General features: G+C 66.8%; 18 protein-coding genes. 10 read left to right on the top strand and 8 right to left on the bottom strand.

The window, feature by feature from the left end:
• Nucleotides 1–26: 26 nt before the first annotated feature.
• Complete coding sequence (purT, locus tag KHN93_RS06325; protein ID WP_126962267.1) at nucleotides 27–1,226, bottom strand: formate-dependent phosphoribosylglycinamide formyltransferase; 1,200 nt, start codon at nucleotides 1,224–1,226, stop codon at nucleotides 27–29.
• Between the two features lie 128 nt (nucleotides 1,227–1,354).
• Between purT and KHN93_RS06320 the strand changes: the two genes are divergently transcribed.
• The 4 genes from KHN93_RS06320 to KHN93_RS06305 all read left to right on the top strand — a co-directional run bounded on the left by KHN93_RS06320 (nucleotide 1,355) and on the right by KHN93_RS06305 (nucleotide 3,647).
• Nucleotides 1,355–2,224, top strand: coding sequence for an SPFH domain-containing protein (locus KHN93_RS06320; protein WP_016901700.1), 870 nt, complete (start codon nucleotides 1,355–1,357; stop codon nucleotides 2,222–2,224).
• A gap of 9 nt (nucleotides 2,225–2,233) precedes the next feature.
• Nucleotides 2,234–2,518, top strand: a complete 285-nt coding sequence (locus KHN93_RS06315) for a hypothetical protein (protein WP_126962265.1) — start codon at nucleotides 2,234–2,236, stop codon at nucleotides 2,516–2,518.
• Nucleotides 2,515–2,694 carry a type II toxin-antitoxin system antitoxin gene (locus KHN93_RS06310; protein ID WP_047128318.1) on the top strand — a complete coding sequence of 60 codons (180 nt, stop codon included), beginning with the start codon at nucleotides 2,515–2,517 and terminating at the stop codon, nucleotides 2,692–2,694. Before KHN93_RS06315 ends, KHN93_RS06310 begins: the two co-directional genes overlap by 4 nt.
• Before the next feature lie 155 nt (nucleotides 2,695–2,849).
• Complete coding sequence (locus KHN93_RS06305; protein ID WP_212579288.1) at nucleotides 2,850–3,647, top strand: M15 family metallopeptidase; 798 nt, start codon at nucleotides 2,850–2,852, stop codon at nucleotides 3,645–3,647.
• A 37-nt stretch (nucleotides 3,648–3,684) separates the two neighbouring features.
• Here the strand turns inward: KHN93_RS06305 and KHN93_RS06300 are convergent, their stop codons facing one another.
• From KHN93_RS06300 to KHN93_RS06280, 5 genes are all read right to left on the bottom strand, one after another.
• Complete coding sequence (locus KHN93_RS06300) at nucleotides 3,685–4,359, bottom strand: DNA-3-methyladenine glycosylase family protein (protein WP_212579287.1); 675 nt, start codon at nucleotides 4,357–4,359, stop codon at nucleotides 3,685–3,687.
• A gap of 2 nt (nucleotides 4,360–4,361) precedes the next feature.
• A complete protein-coding gene (locus KHN93_RS06295) occupies nucleotides 4,362–4,733 on the bottom strand; it encodes a DUF423 domain-containing protein (RefSeq protein ID WP_126962259.1) in 372 nt (123 codons plus the stop codon).
• A gap of 95 nt (nucleotides 4,734–4,828) precedes the next feature.
• Nucleotides 4,829–6,010 (bottom strand): polyketide cyclase, encoded by a 1,182-nt coding sequence (locus KHN93_RS06290; RefSeq protein ID WP_039519954.1) that lies wholly within the window; start codon nucleotides 6,008–6,010, stop codon nucleotides 4,829–4,831.
• Between the two features lie 373 nt (nucleotides 6,011–6,383).
• Nucleotides 6,384–7,025 carry a response regulator gene (locus tag KHN93_RS06285; RefSeq protein WP_016901693.1) on the bottom strand — a complete coding sequence of 214 codons (642 nt, stop codon included), beginning with the start codon at nucleotides 7,023–7,025 and terminating at the stop codon, nucleotides 6,384–6,386.
• Nucleotides 7,025–8,221 (bottom strand): sensor histidine kinase, encoded by a 1,197-nt coding sequence (locus KHN93_RS06280; RefSeq protein ID WP_016901692.1) that lies wholly within the window; start codon nucleotides 8,219–8,221, stop codon nucleotides 7,025–7,027. The genes KHN93_RS06285 and KHN93_RS06280 overlap by 1 nt, the downstream gene beginning before the upstream one ends.
• Nucleotides 8,222–8,446: 225 nt before the next feature.
• On the opposite strand from KHN93_RS06280, the gene KHN93_RS06275 reads away from it, so the two are divergent.
• The 6 genes from KHN93_RS06275 (at nucleotide 8,447) to KHN93_RS06250 (ending at nucleotide 12,618) form a co-directional block, all read left to right on the top strand.
• Nucleotides 8,447–9,046: a GNAT family N-acetyltransferase gene (locus tag KHN93_RS06275; protein WP_016901691.1), complete on the top strand. Its 600-nt coding sequence runs from the start codon at nucleotides 8,447–8,449 to the stop codon at nucleotides 9,044–9,046.
• Nucleotides 9,047–9,049: 3 nt separating this feature from the next.
• The gene (minC, locus tag KHN93_RS06270; protein ID WP_212579286.1) at nucleotides 9,050–9,808 is read left to right on the top strand and encodes a septum site-determining protein MinC; all 759 of its coding nucleotides are present in this window, start codon (nucleotides 9,050–9,052) and stop codon (nucleotides 9,806–9,808) included.
• 35 nt (nucleotides 9,809–9,843) lie between these two features.
• Complete coding sequence (minD, locus tag KHN93_RS06265) at nucleotides 9,844–10,653, top strand: septum site-determining protein MinD (protein ID WP_016901689.1); 810 nt, start codon at nucleotides 9,844–9,846, stop codon at nucleotides 10,651–10,653.
• A gap of 2 nt (nucleotides 10,654–10,655) precedes the next feature.
• On the top strand, nucleotides 10,656–10,913 hold the full coding sequence (gene minE, locus KHN93_RS06260) for a cell division topological specificity factor MinE (protein ID WP_005994583.1): 258 nt from the start codon (nucleotides 10,656–10,658) through the stop codon (nucleotides 10,911–10,913).
• 69 nt (nucleotides 10,914–10,982) lie between these two features.
• Complete coding sequence (locus KHN93_RS06255; RefSeq protein WP_167707947.1) at nucleotides 10,983–11,474, top strand: hypothetical protein; 492 nt, start codon at nucleotides 10,983–10,985, stop codon at nucleotides 11,472–11,474.
• A 328-nt stretch (nucleotides 11,475–11,802) separates the two neighbouring features.
• Entirely contained in the window at nucleotides 11,803–12,618 is an 816-nt protein-coding gene (locus tag KHN93_RS06250; RefSeq protein WP_212579285.1) for a sugar phosphate isomerase/epimerase family protein, read from the top strand.
• Here KHN93_RS06250 and KHN93_RS06245 read toward each other — a convergent pair.
• On the bottom strand, nucleotides 12,615–13,898 hold the full coding sequence (locus tag KHN93_RS06245) for a sensor histidine kinase (RefSeq protein WP_212579284.1): 1,284 nt from the start codon (nucleotides 13,896–13,898) through the stop codon (nucleotides 12,615–12,617). The genes KHN93_RS06250 and KHN93_RS06245 overlap by 4 nt on opposite strands.
• A complete protein-coding gene (locus KHN93_RS06240) occupies nucleotides 13,891–14,607 on the bottom strand; it encodes a response regulator transcription factor (RefSeq protein ID WP_016901685.1) in 717 nt (238 codons plus the stop codon). The genes KHN93_RS06245 and KHN93_RS06240 overlap by 8 nt, the downstream gene beginning before the upstream one ends.
• Between the last annotated feature and the right edge of the window lie 26 nt (nucleotides 14,608–14,633).

The following is a 14,633-nucleotide window of genomic DNA, read 5'->3' as shown; positions in this document are numbered from 1 at the left end:
CAACCGCGCCATGACCCGCGCAGCGCTCAGTCCAGCTGGATCTGCACTGCCTCTGCGGCTACCCGCGCCTTCTCGCGCGCGGCGTCGATGCTGTCCGCGCGCGCCAGCGTGACGCCGACGCGGCGGTGACCGTCCACGCGCGGCTTGCCGAACAGGCGCAGCGCGGTATCCGGGTCGCGCAAGGCCTGCGCGACATTGTCGAAGACCGGCACGCCGTGACCATGCGCCAGCAGTGCGCACGAGGCCGACGGGCCGCTCTGACGGATCACGCCGCCGTTTTCCGCACCGACCGGCAGGCCGAGAATCGCGCGCGCGTGCAGGGCGAATTCGCTCAGCTCCTGCGAGACCAGCGTGACCAGGCCGGTGTCGTGCGGGCGCGGTGAGACCTCGCTGAACCAGACCTCGTCGCCCTTGACGAACAATTCCACTCCGAACAGGCCCAGACCGCCCAGGTCGTCGGTGATGGCCTGCGCAATCTGCTGCGAGCGCTGCAAGGCGGCCGCTGACATCGGCTGCGGCTGCCAGCTCTCGCGGTAGTCGCCGTCCTTCTGCCAATGCCCGATCGGGTCGCAGAACGAGGTGCCGCCGGCATGCCGCACGGTCAACAAGGTGATCTCGTAATCGAAGTCGATGAAGCCCTCGACGATGCAGCGGCCGGCACCGGCACGTCCGCCGGTCTGCGCGTAATCCCAGGCCGCCTCGATGTCCGCCTCGCTGCGCAAGGTGCTCTGGCCCTTGCCCGAGGACGACATCACCGGCTTGACCACGCACGGCAGGCCCACCGCGGCGATCGCCTCGCGATACTCGGCAGCCGTGTCGACGAAGCGATACGGCGAGGTCGGCAGGCCCAGTGTTTCGGCAGCCAGGCGACGGATGCCCTCGCGGTCCATGGTCAGGCGTGCGGCGCGCGCGGTCGGGATGACCCGCTGGCCCTGCTCGCGTTCCAGCGCGAGCAGCGTTTCGGTATGGATCGCCTCGATCTCCGGCACGATCAGATGCGGCTGCTCCCGGGCGATCAGCGCGCGCAGCGCCTGGGGATCGAGCATGTCCAGCACGTGCGAACGGTGCGCGACCTGCATTGCCGGCGCGTTGGCATAGCGATCGGCGGCGATCACTTCCACCCCGAAGCGCTGCAATTCGATCGCCACTTCCTTGCCCAGCTCGCCCGAGCCCAGCAACAACACGCGGGTAGCGGAAGGCGACAACGGCGTGCCGAGAGTAGTCATGAGCGCGGTCCAGATCGGGAGGGGGCCGCCATTCTAACGGGCCGTCACCACGGCCGCCGACCGCACGACTTGCATTAACTGATATCACTTTGATATCTTTTTTTCCACTCCCCAAGGACACCGACCTCATGAAAGAGAAGCCGATCAGCTCACTGCCGGGCATTCCGGTCATCCTCGCCGCTGGCGCCGCGTTCGCGGGCGCCGCCTGGTTCATTCTCACGACCCTGGCGGCCGGCAGCCCGACTCCAGCCGGGTTCCTGATTGCGCTGTTGGTGGTGGCGGCGGGCATCTTCATGCTGGCCGGCCTGTACACGCTGGAGCCGAACCAGGCGGCGGTGCTGAGCCTGTTCGGCAAGTACGTCGGCACGGTCAAGGACCCGGGCCTGCGCTGGAACAGCCCCTTCTATGCCAAGCGCCGGGTCAGCCAGCGCGTGCGCAACTTCGAGAGCGGCCGGCTCAAGGTCAACGAACTGGACGGCAGCCCGATCGAGATCGCCGCGGTCATCGTGTGGCAGGTGCTGGACGCTTCCGAGGCGGTCTACAACGTCGACGATTACGAAAGCTTCGTGCATATCCAGTCCGAAGCGGCGCTGCGCGCGATGGCCACCAGCTACCCGTACGACCAGCACGAAGACGATCAGATCTCGCTGCGCAGCCATCCGGCCGAAATCAGCGAACAGCTCAAGCGCCATCTGGACGAGCGCCTGACCCAGGCCGGCGTGGACGTGATCGAAGCGCGCATCAGCCACCTGGCCTACGCGCCGGAAATCGCCCAGGCCATGCTGCAACGCCAGCAGGCCAATGCGGTGATCGCCGCACGCACGCGCATCGTCGCCGGTGCGGTGGGCATGGTCGAAATGGCGCTGGCCGAGTTGCAGAAAAACGGCGTGGTGCAGTTGGACGAAGAGCGCAAGGCGCACATGGTCAGCAACCTGCTCACCGTGTTGTGTTCTGATCGCGGTACCCAACCGGTGGTCAACGCCGGCTCGCTGTATTGAGGTGATGCAATGAATGTCATGGTGCCGTTGGTCGTCGCGCTTTCCGGCTTGCCTGCATTGGCAATCGCCGCCTCCATCGGTGCGGACGACGACGACCGCGCGCGCGGCCTGGGGCTGCGCTGGGCCCTGATCAGTCTGGTCATCCTGATCGGTGCTGCCTGCCTGTATTGGGCCGGCGACAACCGTGCCGGCATCTACACGGTGGTGATCGGCATGCTCGTCGGCGTGAATATCTTGATCGTGTCGATGGTGATGCACCTGCGCCGCCACAGCGGCCGCCAGGAGCGCGAGTGAGCGAGAAGAAGGCCTACCCGCTGCGCATCAACGCCGACGTGCTGGCCGCCGCGCAGCGCTGGGCCGACGACGAACTGCGCAGCCTCAACGCGCAGATCGAATACGTACTGCGCGATGCGCTACGCAAGGCCGGGCGCCTGCCGAAGCCGCAGGGCGACAAGGACGCCGGTGCTTGAACAAGCACAGGCGTGAGTGATCGTCAGAACGGATCAGCTTCCGTTCGCATGCGTCCGCCCCGCCGCCGCTCAGCGGAGCATCTTTATCGCTGCAGGCAAGCGTTCGCGCCGCTACGGACTGGCAGCCCTCACGTGGCACCCGCTAAGCTGCGGCGATGCGCAATTCCCCACGCTTTCTGCTCAACACCTCCGTTATCGAACTGTGGCCGGCAGACCTGCTGCGTGCGCGCGGCAATGCGGATGCACGCGTGCTGGCGCAGGCCGACTGGCTGCTGCGGCGCAAGCGCGACGGACGCTACCTGGCCGCGCATCTGCCGCAGGGCGTGATGCCGTTGGTCCCGCGACTGGCGTACGAGCCGGGGCTGGACGAGGCACTGGCGCTGCTGGAACTGCCAGGCAGGCGTGCATTGGACCGGGCGAGTACGCTGCTGCCGGTCAGCGGCGTGCAGCAGCGGCTGGCGCAGCTGGAAATCGACGTGGAGGCGTATCCACGGCAGACCGGGCTGAGCCTGGTAGCCGAACCTGCTGCCCTGCACTTTGCCGGACGCGATCGTTTTGCGCGTCCGTTGTGGCTCAGCGCCGGCGCAAGCCGTGCATGGCGACAGATGCGGGCCGACGCTGCACGCGCAGGCGTGCTGCTGGATGCGTTGTCCGGCTATCGCAGCCACGATTACCAACTGGCGATCTTCGAACGCAAGCTGGCGCGCGGCCTGACGGTGCCGCAGATCCTGGCGGTCAACACCGCGCCCGGCTTCAGCGAACACCACAGCGGCGATGCACTGGATATCGGCACGCCCGGCGAGCCGCCGGTGGAAGAATCCTTCGAGACCACGCCGGCCTTCGCTTGGCTGCGCGACAACGCGGATCGCTTTGGCTACCGGCTGAGTTATCCGCGCGACAATCCCTACGGCATCATCTACGAGCCCTGGCACTGGCGTTGGTCGGCGGCGTAACGCGCGCGGCAAGCCGCGCGCACCGCACTGCAACGCCCTACTCCTGCGAGCGCGGCGTCGGCACCTTGGCTGCCACGCTGAAGTCGGCGATCTTCCACAGATAGAACGCCGCGTAGCTGCGGTATGGGCCCCAGCGTTCGCCACGGATGGCCAGTTCCTTCGGTGTCGGCATCTGTTCCTGCCTGTCCACGCGCTGGGCGCCCTTGCGCACGCCCAGGTCATCGATGGGCAGCAGATCCGGCCGGCCCAGGCGGAACATCAGCATCATCTCCACCGTCCAGCGGCCGATGCCGCGCACCGGGATCAGCGCCTGCACGATCGCTTCCTCGTCCATGAAGGCGAGCCTGCGCAGGGAGGGAATCTCGCCGTCGCGCTCGCGGCGCGCCAGATCGCGCAGCGCCAGCGACTTGTTGCCGGAGACGCCACACGCACGCAGTGCCGCGTCGTCGATGCGGCCGAGCGTGTCCGCATGCAGGCGCGGCGCACCGATGGCCGCTTCCACCCGCGCCACGATCGTCGATGCGGCCTTGCCGCTGAGTTGCTGGAACAGGATCGCGCGCGCCAACGCGTCCACCGGATCGAACGGCTTGCGCCAACCCGGCTGCGCGGTGATCGGGCCGATGCGCTTCATCCACGCGCCTAGCGCGCGATCGCGCCGGCTCAGGTACGCAAAGGCGGCCTCCACGTCGAATCCGCGGGCATGGCGCGGCATGCTCAGCGCCTCAACGCGCCGATCGCCAGCACCACCCAGCCCAGCATCAGGCTGGTGCCGCCGACCGGTGCCAGGCTGGTGGGCCAGTGCAGCAGCGCGCCGCCGACCAGGCTGCCGGCAAACAGCAGCGTACCGAGCAGCAGCAGATACAGGCCGACCCGGCCAAGTGCACGCGTTTCGGTAGCGCCGAGCACGGTCAGCACGGCACCGTGGCCAAACGCATACAGCGCTGCCAGCTGCAGCCGCGATTGCACCAGCGCATCGGCCACCCCGTGCGAGGCATAAGCCGACAGGCCCACCGCGATGGCGGCCAGCAGGCCGCCGCAAAACGCCAGCAGCGACGGATGTTTCTTGCGACGTTCGAGCAGGGACATAACGAAGTTTCCATTGCAGCGCCGTGGCGCAAAAAAAAACGCGCCGCAGGACTGCGGCGCGTTTTCGTCTGGATCAGATCATCGTGGTGAGACGATTACTTGATGGCCCAGTAGACGTCGTAGGTACCATCCTGCGTAAACGACTTGTCCACGCCGCCCTTCCACGACTCGTACGGACGCTCGGTCACGTCGTTGCCGTTGGTGGCAGCCCAGGCACGCAGGGAGCTACGCACTGCGTCCAGGCCGGCCATGTGGCCTGCGTAGGTCGCAAACGCGGAACGGTGTGCCTTGGTACGCTCGTACTTGACCGGTGCTTCCGACGGGATGTTGACCTTCAACTCCTCGCCCGCTGCAGCAACCGGGGTTGCATCCACAGGTGCGGCAGCCGCGGCGTCGTCCTTCTTGGCATCAGCCTTGGCGGTGTCGGCCTTGGCATCGGTCTTCGGCGCGCCACCGGCACGCTTGCGGACCGGCTGCACCACGTCGAACGCGTACTTGTCGGTAGCAAAGTCGGTGGTCACGATGCGGACCGGACCAGCAGCCTCGAGGCCGTTGGCGTCCATCACACGCTTGATCCACTCCTGGTTGTCCTTGATCGACTTCTTGATCGTCTCGTTGTCACGATCGATGTTACCCGCGGTGACGACCAACAGGTCCTCGGCCGGCACATCGACGAGCTTGAGATCGCTCAACACCGGCTTGCCGTCAAGCTGGGCGCGGTAGTCGAAATTCGGCACGGTGGCCAGTGCGGTCGTCAGACGCGACAGACCCAGCTTCAGGTCGTCGCCCACGTGGCGGCTGACATACAGACCGGCATAACGACCGAACAGGTTCCAGCCGTACTTGACGCTGTAGTCCTGGGTGATCTTGACGTTCTTGTTGTTCTTGCCGGTCGGCGCAAGGGTGAAGTTGGTGACTTTGTCGTAGCCCTTGGTGGGATCGTCGATCGAAATCTCAACACGCTCGTTCTTGACGCTGTTGGTGATCTCCCAGCTGCCGTCGCCGATGTAGCCTTCGGTGGAGCTGTATTCGACGCGTGCACCCTTGCCCTCGGTCGGGCCGACCAGCTTCAGCTGGATCTTCGGGTCACGCAGCACAAGCGGGTTCCAATCCTTGAAACGACGGAAGCTGTTCACGGTGTCGTAAACAATCGTCATCCTGCGGTTGGTCTCAACACTCTCGGACATCTGCCGCTCCGAGGGCAACACCAAGCCCACCACGACAAACAAGCCAGCCACGATCCCCAAGGCGATCAGGAACTCGATAATACGGGTCATTCAGGAGGTCTCCGGGGCCGATCCCACGGCCGGGTTGAGTGAAGCGAAGCCGCCATCCTAGCAGGCTTCGAGAAAGATGTTCAGTTGTGCGACGGGTAGCGCGGTCTTGCGGTGTCATCTACCGCGCAACCGCGCAGTCCATGACTGCGCAATCCCAACCTGCACAAGGGTTTGGGCAGATTGCGCGCAGCTATCATGCACATCGCGCGATGCCTGTGTGTGATGCGATTGCCGCCAGCGCGGTTTTCGTTCCTCCGGCAGCACGCTTGATCGGCGTGGAAACGACCAGACCACCCCACCACGCGCGTTGCCACGCGCGCGGCGTAGCGCGCGCAGCGCCGCGCGCCGGCAGCTGCACCAGCTGCGCTGCCGATCAGACCAATTGCAGCTCGAAGGCCTTCAGCACCGCGCGGGTGCGGTCGCGCACGCCGAGCTTGGACAGGATGTTGGAGACGTGATTCTTGATGGTGCCCTCGGCCACGCCCAGCGAGTTGGCGATCTCCTTGTTGGAGAAGCCGCTGGCCATCAGCCGCAGGATCTCGGTCTCGCGGTCGGTCAGCGGATCGGGCCGGTCCAGGCTGACGAACTCGTTGCGCATGTGCTCCAGGCCCGACAGCAGGCGCTGGGTCACCGCCGGCTGCACCAGCGAGCCGCCGTCGGCCACGGTGCGGATCGCGCCGACCAGCTGTTCCAGCGAGACGTCCTTGAGCAGGTAGCCCTTGGCGCCGGCCTTCAGCCCGGCCAGCACCAGTTGGTCGTCGTCGAAGGTGGTCAGGATGATGGTCGGCGGCAGCGTGCCGTTGCGCGAGAGCATCTGCAGCGCCTCCAGGCCGGACATCACCGGCATGCGCATGTCCATCAGCACCACGTCGGGCTGGACCTGCGGGATCTGCTCGACCGCCTGCTTGCCGTCCGAGGCCTCGGCCACCACCTCGATGCCGTTATCCAGCGCCAGCAGCGAGCGGATGCCCTGGCGTACCAGGGTTTGGTCGTCGACCAGGCACACACGGATCATCAGAACACTCCTTGAGTCACGGCCGCAGGCATCAGTGCCGGCGCGCCTGGAACGGAGATGCGCAGGCCGAAGCCGTCACCCCGCCGGGTTTGAATCTCGAGCTGGCCACCATACTGGTTCAGCCGCTCGCGCATGCCGCGCAGCCCGTTGCCGGGCGCCACCGTGTCGGCGCCGTGACCATCGTCGCGCGCGTCGATCAACACGGTGTCGGCATCGCGCCGCACCTGGATCCACAGGTTGCGCGCACCGGCATGGCGCACCGCATTGGTGATGATTTCCTGGGTACAGCGCAGCAGTACGTGGGCGCGCTCGGGGTCGTCCAGGGTCAGCGGCTGGGCGATGTCCAGATGGATGTCCAGCGACGGCACCTGGGTCACCAGCGGGCGCAGGGCCGCTTCCAGGTCGATCGCGCCGCTGTCGCGCAGGTGGCTGACCGCTTCGCGCACATCGGTGAGCAGCAGCTTGGCCAGCGTATGCGCCTGGCGCACGTGTTCCTGGGCCTGGCCGTCGGTGATGTGGCCGGCCACTTCCAGGTTCAGGCTCAGCGCGGTGAGGTGGTGGCCGAGCAGGTCGTGCAGCTCGCGCGAGATGCGGGTGCGCTCGTTGACGCGGGCGCTTTCGGCCAGCAGCGCGCGGGTGGCGCGCAGTTCGGCATTGAGCCGGCGCTGTTCTTCGCGGGCATCGGTCTGCTGGCGCGCGACCAGGCTGGTCACGAAGATGAACATCGAAAAGCCGCCGTACAGCAGCGACTGCATCAGCGCGGCGAACAGGGTGAAGTCCGGGCGCAGGTAATAGAACACCGGCAGCACCGCCAGCTGGCTGAGCACCAGCCAGGCCACGCCAATGCGCAGCGGCAGCAGCCAGGGGATGACCCCGGCCGCCACCATCATCAGGATGCTGCCCAGCCCGGTCCCGCTCAGATAGCTGACCGCCAGCGCGAAGATGGTCAGCAGCAGCAGGATCAGCCGGTCGTACCAATGCGCATGGCCGCCGCTGCTCAGACCGCGGGTCAGCCAGAAGTAGCTGGCACCGAAGCCGACGAAGAACGCCGACATCAGCAGGCCTTCGGCCACGCTGCGGTGGTCGCCCTCTTCGGCCGCCGGCCAGTAGGTGTACACCAGGGGCATGGCGATCATTGCCCAGGTGAACAGGCCGGCGAAGCGCAGGACGCGCGTATGACTGAGGTATCCCAACATGCAGGCATCTTAGGCGCTCGCCGGGCGGCTGCCCTCTTGCCGGAAGTCATGCATACGCGTGGCATGGCGCGCTGACTTGGCAGCAGGAGCTGCCGGCGTCGGCATGCTGCAGTCGGTTCTCATGCCTGGCTGGCAGCACACGGCGGGTCGCCGCTTCAGGCCACGCATGCAATAATCCGACGCAGATCCGATTTCGGGTCGAGAGCGTTACCCCACGGAGTCCCAATGTCGATCGTTATCCGCGACGTGCGCGAGCACGAGCTCGATTCCGTCCTGGCCCTGAACAACAATGCCGGACTGGCAATCCTGCCGCTGGATTCAACCAAGCTGCAACGTTTCTACGAGCAGGCCGAATACTTCCGCGTCGCCGAGCGCGACGGCAACCTGGCCGGGTTCCTGGTCGGGTTCGGCAGCGGCAGTGCGCATGACAGCAGCAATTTCGCCTGGTTCCGGGACCGTCACCCGGAATTCTTCTACATCGACCGCATCGTGGTCGCCAGCCGCCGTCGCGGCGGTGGCGTCGGGCGTGCGTTCTATGCCGATGTGCAGAGCTACACCGAGTTGCGCTACCCGCAACTGGCCTGCGAGGTGTTCCTGGACCATGGCGCCGATGCGGCGTTGCTGTTCCATGGCAGCTTCGGCTTCCGCGAGGTCGGCCAGAACACCATGGCCGATGTCGAGGTGCGCGCCAGCATGCTGATGAAAGACATGTGCAGCTATCCGTGGGTCAAGGAGACCTATGCCGGCAAGTTGCCCGACCACCTGCCGTGGGTCGGCCGGCCGCGTCATGCCGCCGCCACCGACAATCCGTCGACGGGGAGCTGAGGCGTGGCGAGCGTGAATGTGGATTTTGAACAGGCCGGCGAACTGAAGATCGGCCAGGTGGGCATTGCCAACCTGCGCGTGCGCACGCTGGATGTGCCGCGCCTGGTGCGCGAGATGCGCGAACGCGTGACCCGCGCGCCGAAGTTGTTTGGACGCGCGGCGGTGATCCTGGATTTCGGCGGCTTGTCGCAGGTACCGGACCTGGCCACCGCCAAGGCGCTGCTGGACGGCCTGCGCGATGCCGGCGTGTTGCCGGTGGCGCTGGCCTACGGCACCAGCGAGATCGACCTGCTCTCGCAGCAGCTCGGCGTGCCGCTGCTGGCCAAGTTCCGTGCGCAATACGAGCCGACCGCGGTGAGCCCGCCGCCGCCCCCGCCGCCGCCCCCGCCGCCACCGGCGCGTGCCGAACCCGCAGCGCCCGCGGCGCGGCCGGCGCCTGGGCGCATGCAACGCAACGCGGTGCGCTCGGGCCAGCAGCTGTATGCGGAGAACTGCGACCTGACTGTGCTCAGTACGGTCGGTGCCGGGGCGGAGGTCATCGCCGACGGCAGCATCCATATCTACGGTACCCTGCGTGGCCGCGCGTTGGCCGGCGCCCAGGGCAACCCTGACGCGCGCATCTTCTGCCGCGACTTCCACGCCGAACTGGTTGCCATCGCTGGCCACTACAAGGTGCTGGACGATGTTCCCATGGACCTGCGTGGCAAGGCCGTCCAGGTCTGGCTGGAGCAGGACCAGATCAAGATCGCTGCGCTGGACTGACGCAGCCCAACCACAGAAATATTCGGAGAAATCCTTTGGCTGAAATCATCGTAGTCACCTCCGGCAAGGGCGGCGTTGGCAAGACCACCACCAGCGCGAGCCTGGCCTGCGGGCTGGCACGGCGCGGCAAGAAGGTCGCCGTCATCGACTTCGACGTCGGTCTGCGCAACCTGGACCTGATCATGGGCTGCGAGCGGCGCGTGGTGTACGACTTCGTCAACGTCGTGCATGGCGAAGCCACGCTCAAGCAGTCGCTGATCAAGGACAAGCGCTTCGACAACCTGTACGTGCTGGCTGCCTCGCAGACCCGCGACAAGGACGCGCTAACCCAGGAAGGCGTGGAGAAGGTGCTCAAGGACCTGGCCGCCGACGGCTTCGACTACATCGTCTGCGATTCGCCGGCCGGCATCGAGAAAGGCGCGTTCCTGGCGATGTATTTCGCCGACCGCGCGGTGGTGGTGGTCAATCCGGAAGTCTCCTCGGTCCGCGACTCGGACCGCATCATCGGCCTGCTCGATTCCAAGACCCGCAAGGCCGAGCAAGGCCAGACCGTGCCGGCCTTCCTGCTGCTGACCCGCTACAGCCCGGGCCGCGTGGAAGGCGGCGAGATGCTCAGCATCACCGACGTGGAAGAAGTGCTGGGGCTGAAGGCCATCGGCGTGATTCCCGAATCCGGTGATGTGCTCAACGCTTCCAACAAGGGCGAGCCGGTGATCTTGGATGCCGAGTCCCCGGCCGGCCAGGCCTACGACGACGCGGTCGCCCGCATCATGGGCGAAGAGCGCCCGATGCGATTCATATCCGTGGAGAAGAAAGGCTTCTTCAGCAAGCTGTTCGGAGGGTAAGCATGGGCCTGCTCGATTTTCTCAAGAGCAAGAAGAACACCGCCGAGACGGCCAAGAACCGCCTGCAGATCATCATTGCGCAGGAGCGCAACCACCGCGGCGGGCCGGATTACCTGCCGCTGCTGCAGCGCGAATTGCTGGAAGTGATCAAGAAGTACGTCAACATCGACGCCGATGCGGTGCGGGTTGATCTGGTCAAGGATGGCGAGCATGACGTGCTCGATATTTCGGTCGCCTTGCCCGAAGACGGCGACAAGTAAGTGTCCCCTGCGGCACCGTGTTTGCACGGTGCCGCCTTGACGGCCCGAACCGACCGCGAGCCCTTGCGTGTGACCATCGATTCCTCCCCCAGCCCCGAGCCAGCCAGCGTGTTGTGCGTGGGCGATATCGGCCTGGACGCGCCAGCCGCCCTGCTCGCCCGCTATGGCCTGCGCCTGCATCGCGTGGAAGCCGGCGCGCCGATCCCCGGCAGTTTCTGGGGCGAACCGGAAGCCGGCATCATCGGCTGCGATGTCTATGTGCGTGACGACACGCCGGTGCATTCGCTGTTGCACGAGGCCGGGCACCTGATTGTCCTGCCGGCCGACAAGCGCGCGGCCGTGCATACCGACGCCACCGACTCGGTGGATGAGGAAGACGCCACCTGCTATCTGCAGATCCTGCTGGCCGAGCAATTGCCGGGCGTCGGTAGCGCGCGCCTGATGACCGACATGGACACCTGGGGCTACACCTACCGGCTGGGATCCACGCGCGCCTGGTTCGAGCAGGATGCGGAAAATGCGCGCAGCTGGCTGCTCGCGCGCAACCTGTTACCGCAGTAACGCCGCATCGCCCCTGCCTGATCGCCTGGCCGTGGCGTGCCTGCGGGCCGGCATGCACAGGCTGCCAGCATGCAGCCCCGGGATCGAGTCGGTGGCCACGCACTGCAGTGGCACTGCACTGCGTGGCACGAGCAGGCCACAGACGACGGGGTCGTCAGCATCCGCACAGCCCATGCCGAGTGCTTGCACGTAGAACATGCCGGCTGCCGTCTCCGTGCAGGTCGCGCGCATCGCCAGGCGCGGCGTGTCGTAGTACTACAGGTCGCGCCGCGCAGCAGCACTACGCCGCAGACATCTCCTCAACGCCACGCCGCGTAGGCTGCAGCGCATGCACAGCCTGTTTCTCAACACGGTGCTGCTGGGCGGCACCGCAGCCGATAAATTGTCGGCCGCACAGGCGGCCGGCTTCGATGCGGTCGAATTGTGGGAACAGGACCTGCAGCAGTTGGCGCGCTCGCCGGCGCAGGTGCGCGACGCCCTCCACCAACTCGGGCTTGGACTGACCGACTACCAGGTGTTGCGCGATGTCGACGGTGCCGCTGACGCGCAACGCGACCAGTGCCGCGCGCACGCGCTGCAGATGCTGGAAACCGCCGCCGCGTTGGGCGCGGGCGTGGTGCAGGCACCGGCCAACACGCGTGCCGACGTCGTGCCTGCACGGATCGTCGAGGATCTGCGCTGGCTCGGCCGTGCCGCGGCCGAGCACGGCCTGCGCATCGCCTACGAACCGATGGCGTGGAGCACGGTCAATCACACCCTGCCTGCGGCGTGGGCAAGCGTGCGTGCCAGCGGCGCGGACAACATCGACCTAGTGGTGGATGCCTACCATCTGTTCGCGCCAGGCCGCGGGCTGGACGATCTGGACGCCATCCCGGCCACGCGCATCGCCAATGTGCAGTTATGCGATGTGGCGCAGCCGGTGGCGCCAAGTGCGCTGGCCGCGGTGGCGCGGCATGCGCGCCTGCTGCCGGGCGAAGGCTGCTTTCCGCTGTCGGCGCTGTTGCGGCGCCTGGCCGGCATGGGCTACACAGGGCCGATCGGCATCGAGGTCTTCAACGATGTCCGCAAGGCCGCCGCTGCCCCGGCCACCGCGGCGGCGGCGATGGCCGCACTGCGCAGCTGCCTTGAGCGTGCCGGCGCTTAGCTGCGCTGCGCGCCGCTGAGATCCAGCGTCACCACCGTGCCCTGCCCCGCGCTGGAATCCAGGTGCAAATGCCAGCCCAGATGCTCGCAGAGCCTCCCGATCAGCTCCAGCCCGATGCCGTTGCCCTGGCGTGCGTTGTCGCGCGCCAGGCGCGCGTAGATCGCACTGATCTCCTCCGGCGTCATGCCGTGGCCCGGGTCGGCAATGCGCACCCCCCCTGGTGCCGATAGCGAGACGCGGATGATGCCGCGGTCGCTGTTCTCGATCGCGTTGCGCAACAGATTGCCGATGGCGGTCTGCACGATCGCCACCGGTGCAGTGAGACTGCATGGCGGAAGCGGGTCGGTGAGTACCTGCAGGTCCTTGTCGGCGAGCAGATGCGCGTGGTCGGCGACGATCTCCGGCAGCAACTGGTCCAGACGCAGCGTATCGCTGCTGCGCGTCAGCCGGCCGGGGTCCTTGGCCAGCACCAGCAACAAGGTGATCAACTGCTCCACCGCGGCGCTGGTCTGCGCGATGCGCTCCAGCTGGTGGCGCACCGCCGGCGGTGTGCCGGCTTGTTCCAGCGCCAGTTCGGCGGCGTTGCCGATCACTGCCAGCGGGGTGCGCAACTCGTGGCTGGCACTGTCGATGAAGGCGCGTTCGCGTTCGACGAACTGGCCGTTGCGATCGAGATAGTCGTTGAGCGCGTCGGCAATCACGTACAGCTCGGCGCTGCCCTGCGGGCCAACAGCAATGCGTTGTGCACGCCGCTCGGGACGCAGCGCGCCGATGTCGCGCGCCAGCTCCACCAGCGGGCGCACCAGCCGCGCCATCGCATAAGTGCCCATCAGCAAGGTGATGCCGATCAGCGCGACGCCTGCAGCCAGCATCCAGCGGGTAATGAACTGCTCCAGCGCTTCGAAGTCGGTGATATCCAGCACCAGCGCCAGGCGCCCGGCATGCGGCGTGTCGCGCACCATCACCGCGCTCTGGCGGCCGGCGATTTCCAGCTCGTCGTGCAGGCCGGGATGCAGCGTGCGCAGGACCGGCGGTACTGCCGCGCTGCCGTCGACGCGATACAGCCGCAGGGTGTCCGAGTCCTGCCAGCGGTAATCCGGATTCTGCGCACTGCGATCCAGGATGCTGTCCAGTTCCGAATTCAACAACGAGCGCCACACGCCGTGTTCTGCGCGCTCGTGCAGATACTGCGCGGTGCCGAACACCGCCAGCACCATCAGCAGCGTGTAGCCGAACAACCACACCAGCACGCGGCGGCCCAACGGGCGCTGCCTAAGCATCGCTGCACTCGCCCGCGGCCGGATCGCCGGCACCTTCCAGCGGCGCCAGGCGATAGCCCAGCCGCGGCAGGGTATGGATCAGTTTCTGCGCGAACGGGCCATCCACGCTGCGGCGCAACTCGTAGATATGCGAGCGCAGCATGTCGCCATCGGGCGGATCATCGCCCCATAGCGATTGCTCCAGTCGCTGGCGGGTGACCGCGGCGGGGCTGGCCTGCATCAGCACTTCCAGCAGCTTGCGGCAGGCCGGATACAGGTGCAGCACCTGGCCGGCGCGGGTGGCTTCCAGGGTGGACAGGTCCAGACGCAGATCGGCCACCTGCAGCAACTTGCCGCGTCGGCGCCCATGCGCACGCGCAAGCAGGGCCTCGATGCGGACCTCCAGTTCCGGCAGCGCAAACGGCTTGGTCAGATAGTCGTCGGCACCGGCCCGGAAGCCGGCGATCTTGTCGGGCAGCTCGTCGCGGGCGGTGAGCATGATCACCGGCAGCTCGGACTGGTGCTGCTCGCGCAGGCGGCGCAGAACTTCCGGGCCGTCCATGCGCGGCATCATCCAGTCCAGCACCAGCACGTCGTACTGCTGGGTGGTGGCCAGATGCAGGCCGGTGATGCCGTCGGGCGCTGCGTCCAGGGTGTGCCCGCGCGCTTCGAAATAGTCGAACAGGTTGGCAACCATGTTGCGGTTGTCTTCGATGACCAGCAGCCGCATGAGCGCGTTTCCAGGGCGGCCCGGCA

Source organism: Xanthomonas arboricola pv. juglandis, from assembly GCF_905367715.1.
GTDB classification, from domain to species: domain Bacteria; phylum Pseudomonadota; class Gammaproteobacteria; order Xanthomonadales; family Xanthomonadaceae; genus Xanthomonas; species Xanthomonas arboricola.
This window is presented reverse-complemented; position numbering and strand designations above follow the sequence as displayed.

What these genes read in the sequence shown, in the direction of transcription:
- KHN93_RS06315 (WP_126962265.1), top strand. Translation starts at nt 2,234, where the DNA reads ATGAATGTCATGGTGCCGTTGGTCGTCGCGCTTTCCGGCTTGCCTGCA.
- KHN93_RS06300 (WP_212579287.1), bottom strand. Translation starts at nt 4,359, where the DNA reads ATGCCGCGCCATGCCCGCGGATTCGACGTGGAGGCCGCCTTTGCGTAC.
- KHN93_RS06240 (WP_016901685.1), bottom strand. Translation starts at nt 14,607, where the DNA reads ATGCGGCTGCTGGTCATCGAAGACAACCGCAACATGGTTGCCAACCTG.
- KHN93_RS06250 (WP_212579285.1), top strand. Translation starts at nt 11,803, where the DNA reads ATGCACAGCCTGTTTCTCAACACGGTGCTGCTGGGCGGCACCGCAGCC.
- KHN93_RS06295 (WP_126962259.1), bottom strand. Translation starts at nt 4,733, where the DNA reads ATGTCCCTGCTCGAACGTCGCAAGAAACATCCGTCGCTGCTGGCGTTT.
- minE (WP_005994583.1), top strand. Translation starts at nt 10,656, where the DNA reads ATGGGCCTGCTCGATTTTCTCAAGAGCAAGAAGAACACCGCCGAGACG.
- KHN93_RS06285 (WP_016901693.1), bottom strand. Translation starts at nt 7,025, where the DNA reads ATGATCCGTGTGTGCCTGGTCGACGACCAAACCCTGGTACGCCAGGGC.
- KHN93_RS06320 (WP_016901700.1), top strand. Translation starts at nt 1,355, where the DNA reads ATGAAAGAGAAGCCGATCAGCTCACTGCCGGGCATTCCGGTCATCCTC.
- KHN93_RS06275 (WP_016901691.1), top strand. Translation starts at nt 8,447, where the DNA reads ATGTCGATCGTTATCCGCGACGTGCGCGAGCACGAGCTCGATTCCGTC.
- KHN93_RS06280 (WP_016901692.1), bottom strand. Translation starts at nt 8,221, where the DNA reads ATGTTGGGATACCTCAGTCATACGCGCGTCCTGCGCTTCGCCGGCCTG.
- KHN93_RS06290 (WP_039519954.1), bottom strand. Translation starts at nt 6,010, where the DNA reads ATGACCCGTATTATCGAGTTCCTGATCGCCTTGGGGATCGTGGCTGGC.
- KHN93_RS06305 (WP_212579288.1), top strand. Translation starts at nt 2,850, where the DNA reads ATGCGCAATTCCCCACGCTTTCTGCTCAACACCTCCGTTATCGAACTG.
- KHN93_RS06245 (WP_212579284.1), bottom strand. Translation starts at nt 13,898, where the DNA reads ATGCTTAGGCAGCGCCCGTTGGGCCGCCGCGTGCTGGTGTGGTTGTTC.
- purT (WP_126962267.1), bottom strand. Translation starts at nt 1,226, where the DNA reads ATGACTACTCTCGGCACGCCGTTGTCGCCTTCCGCTACCCGCGTGTTG.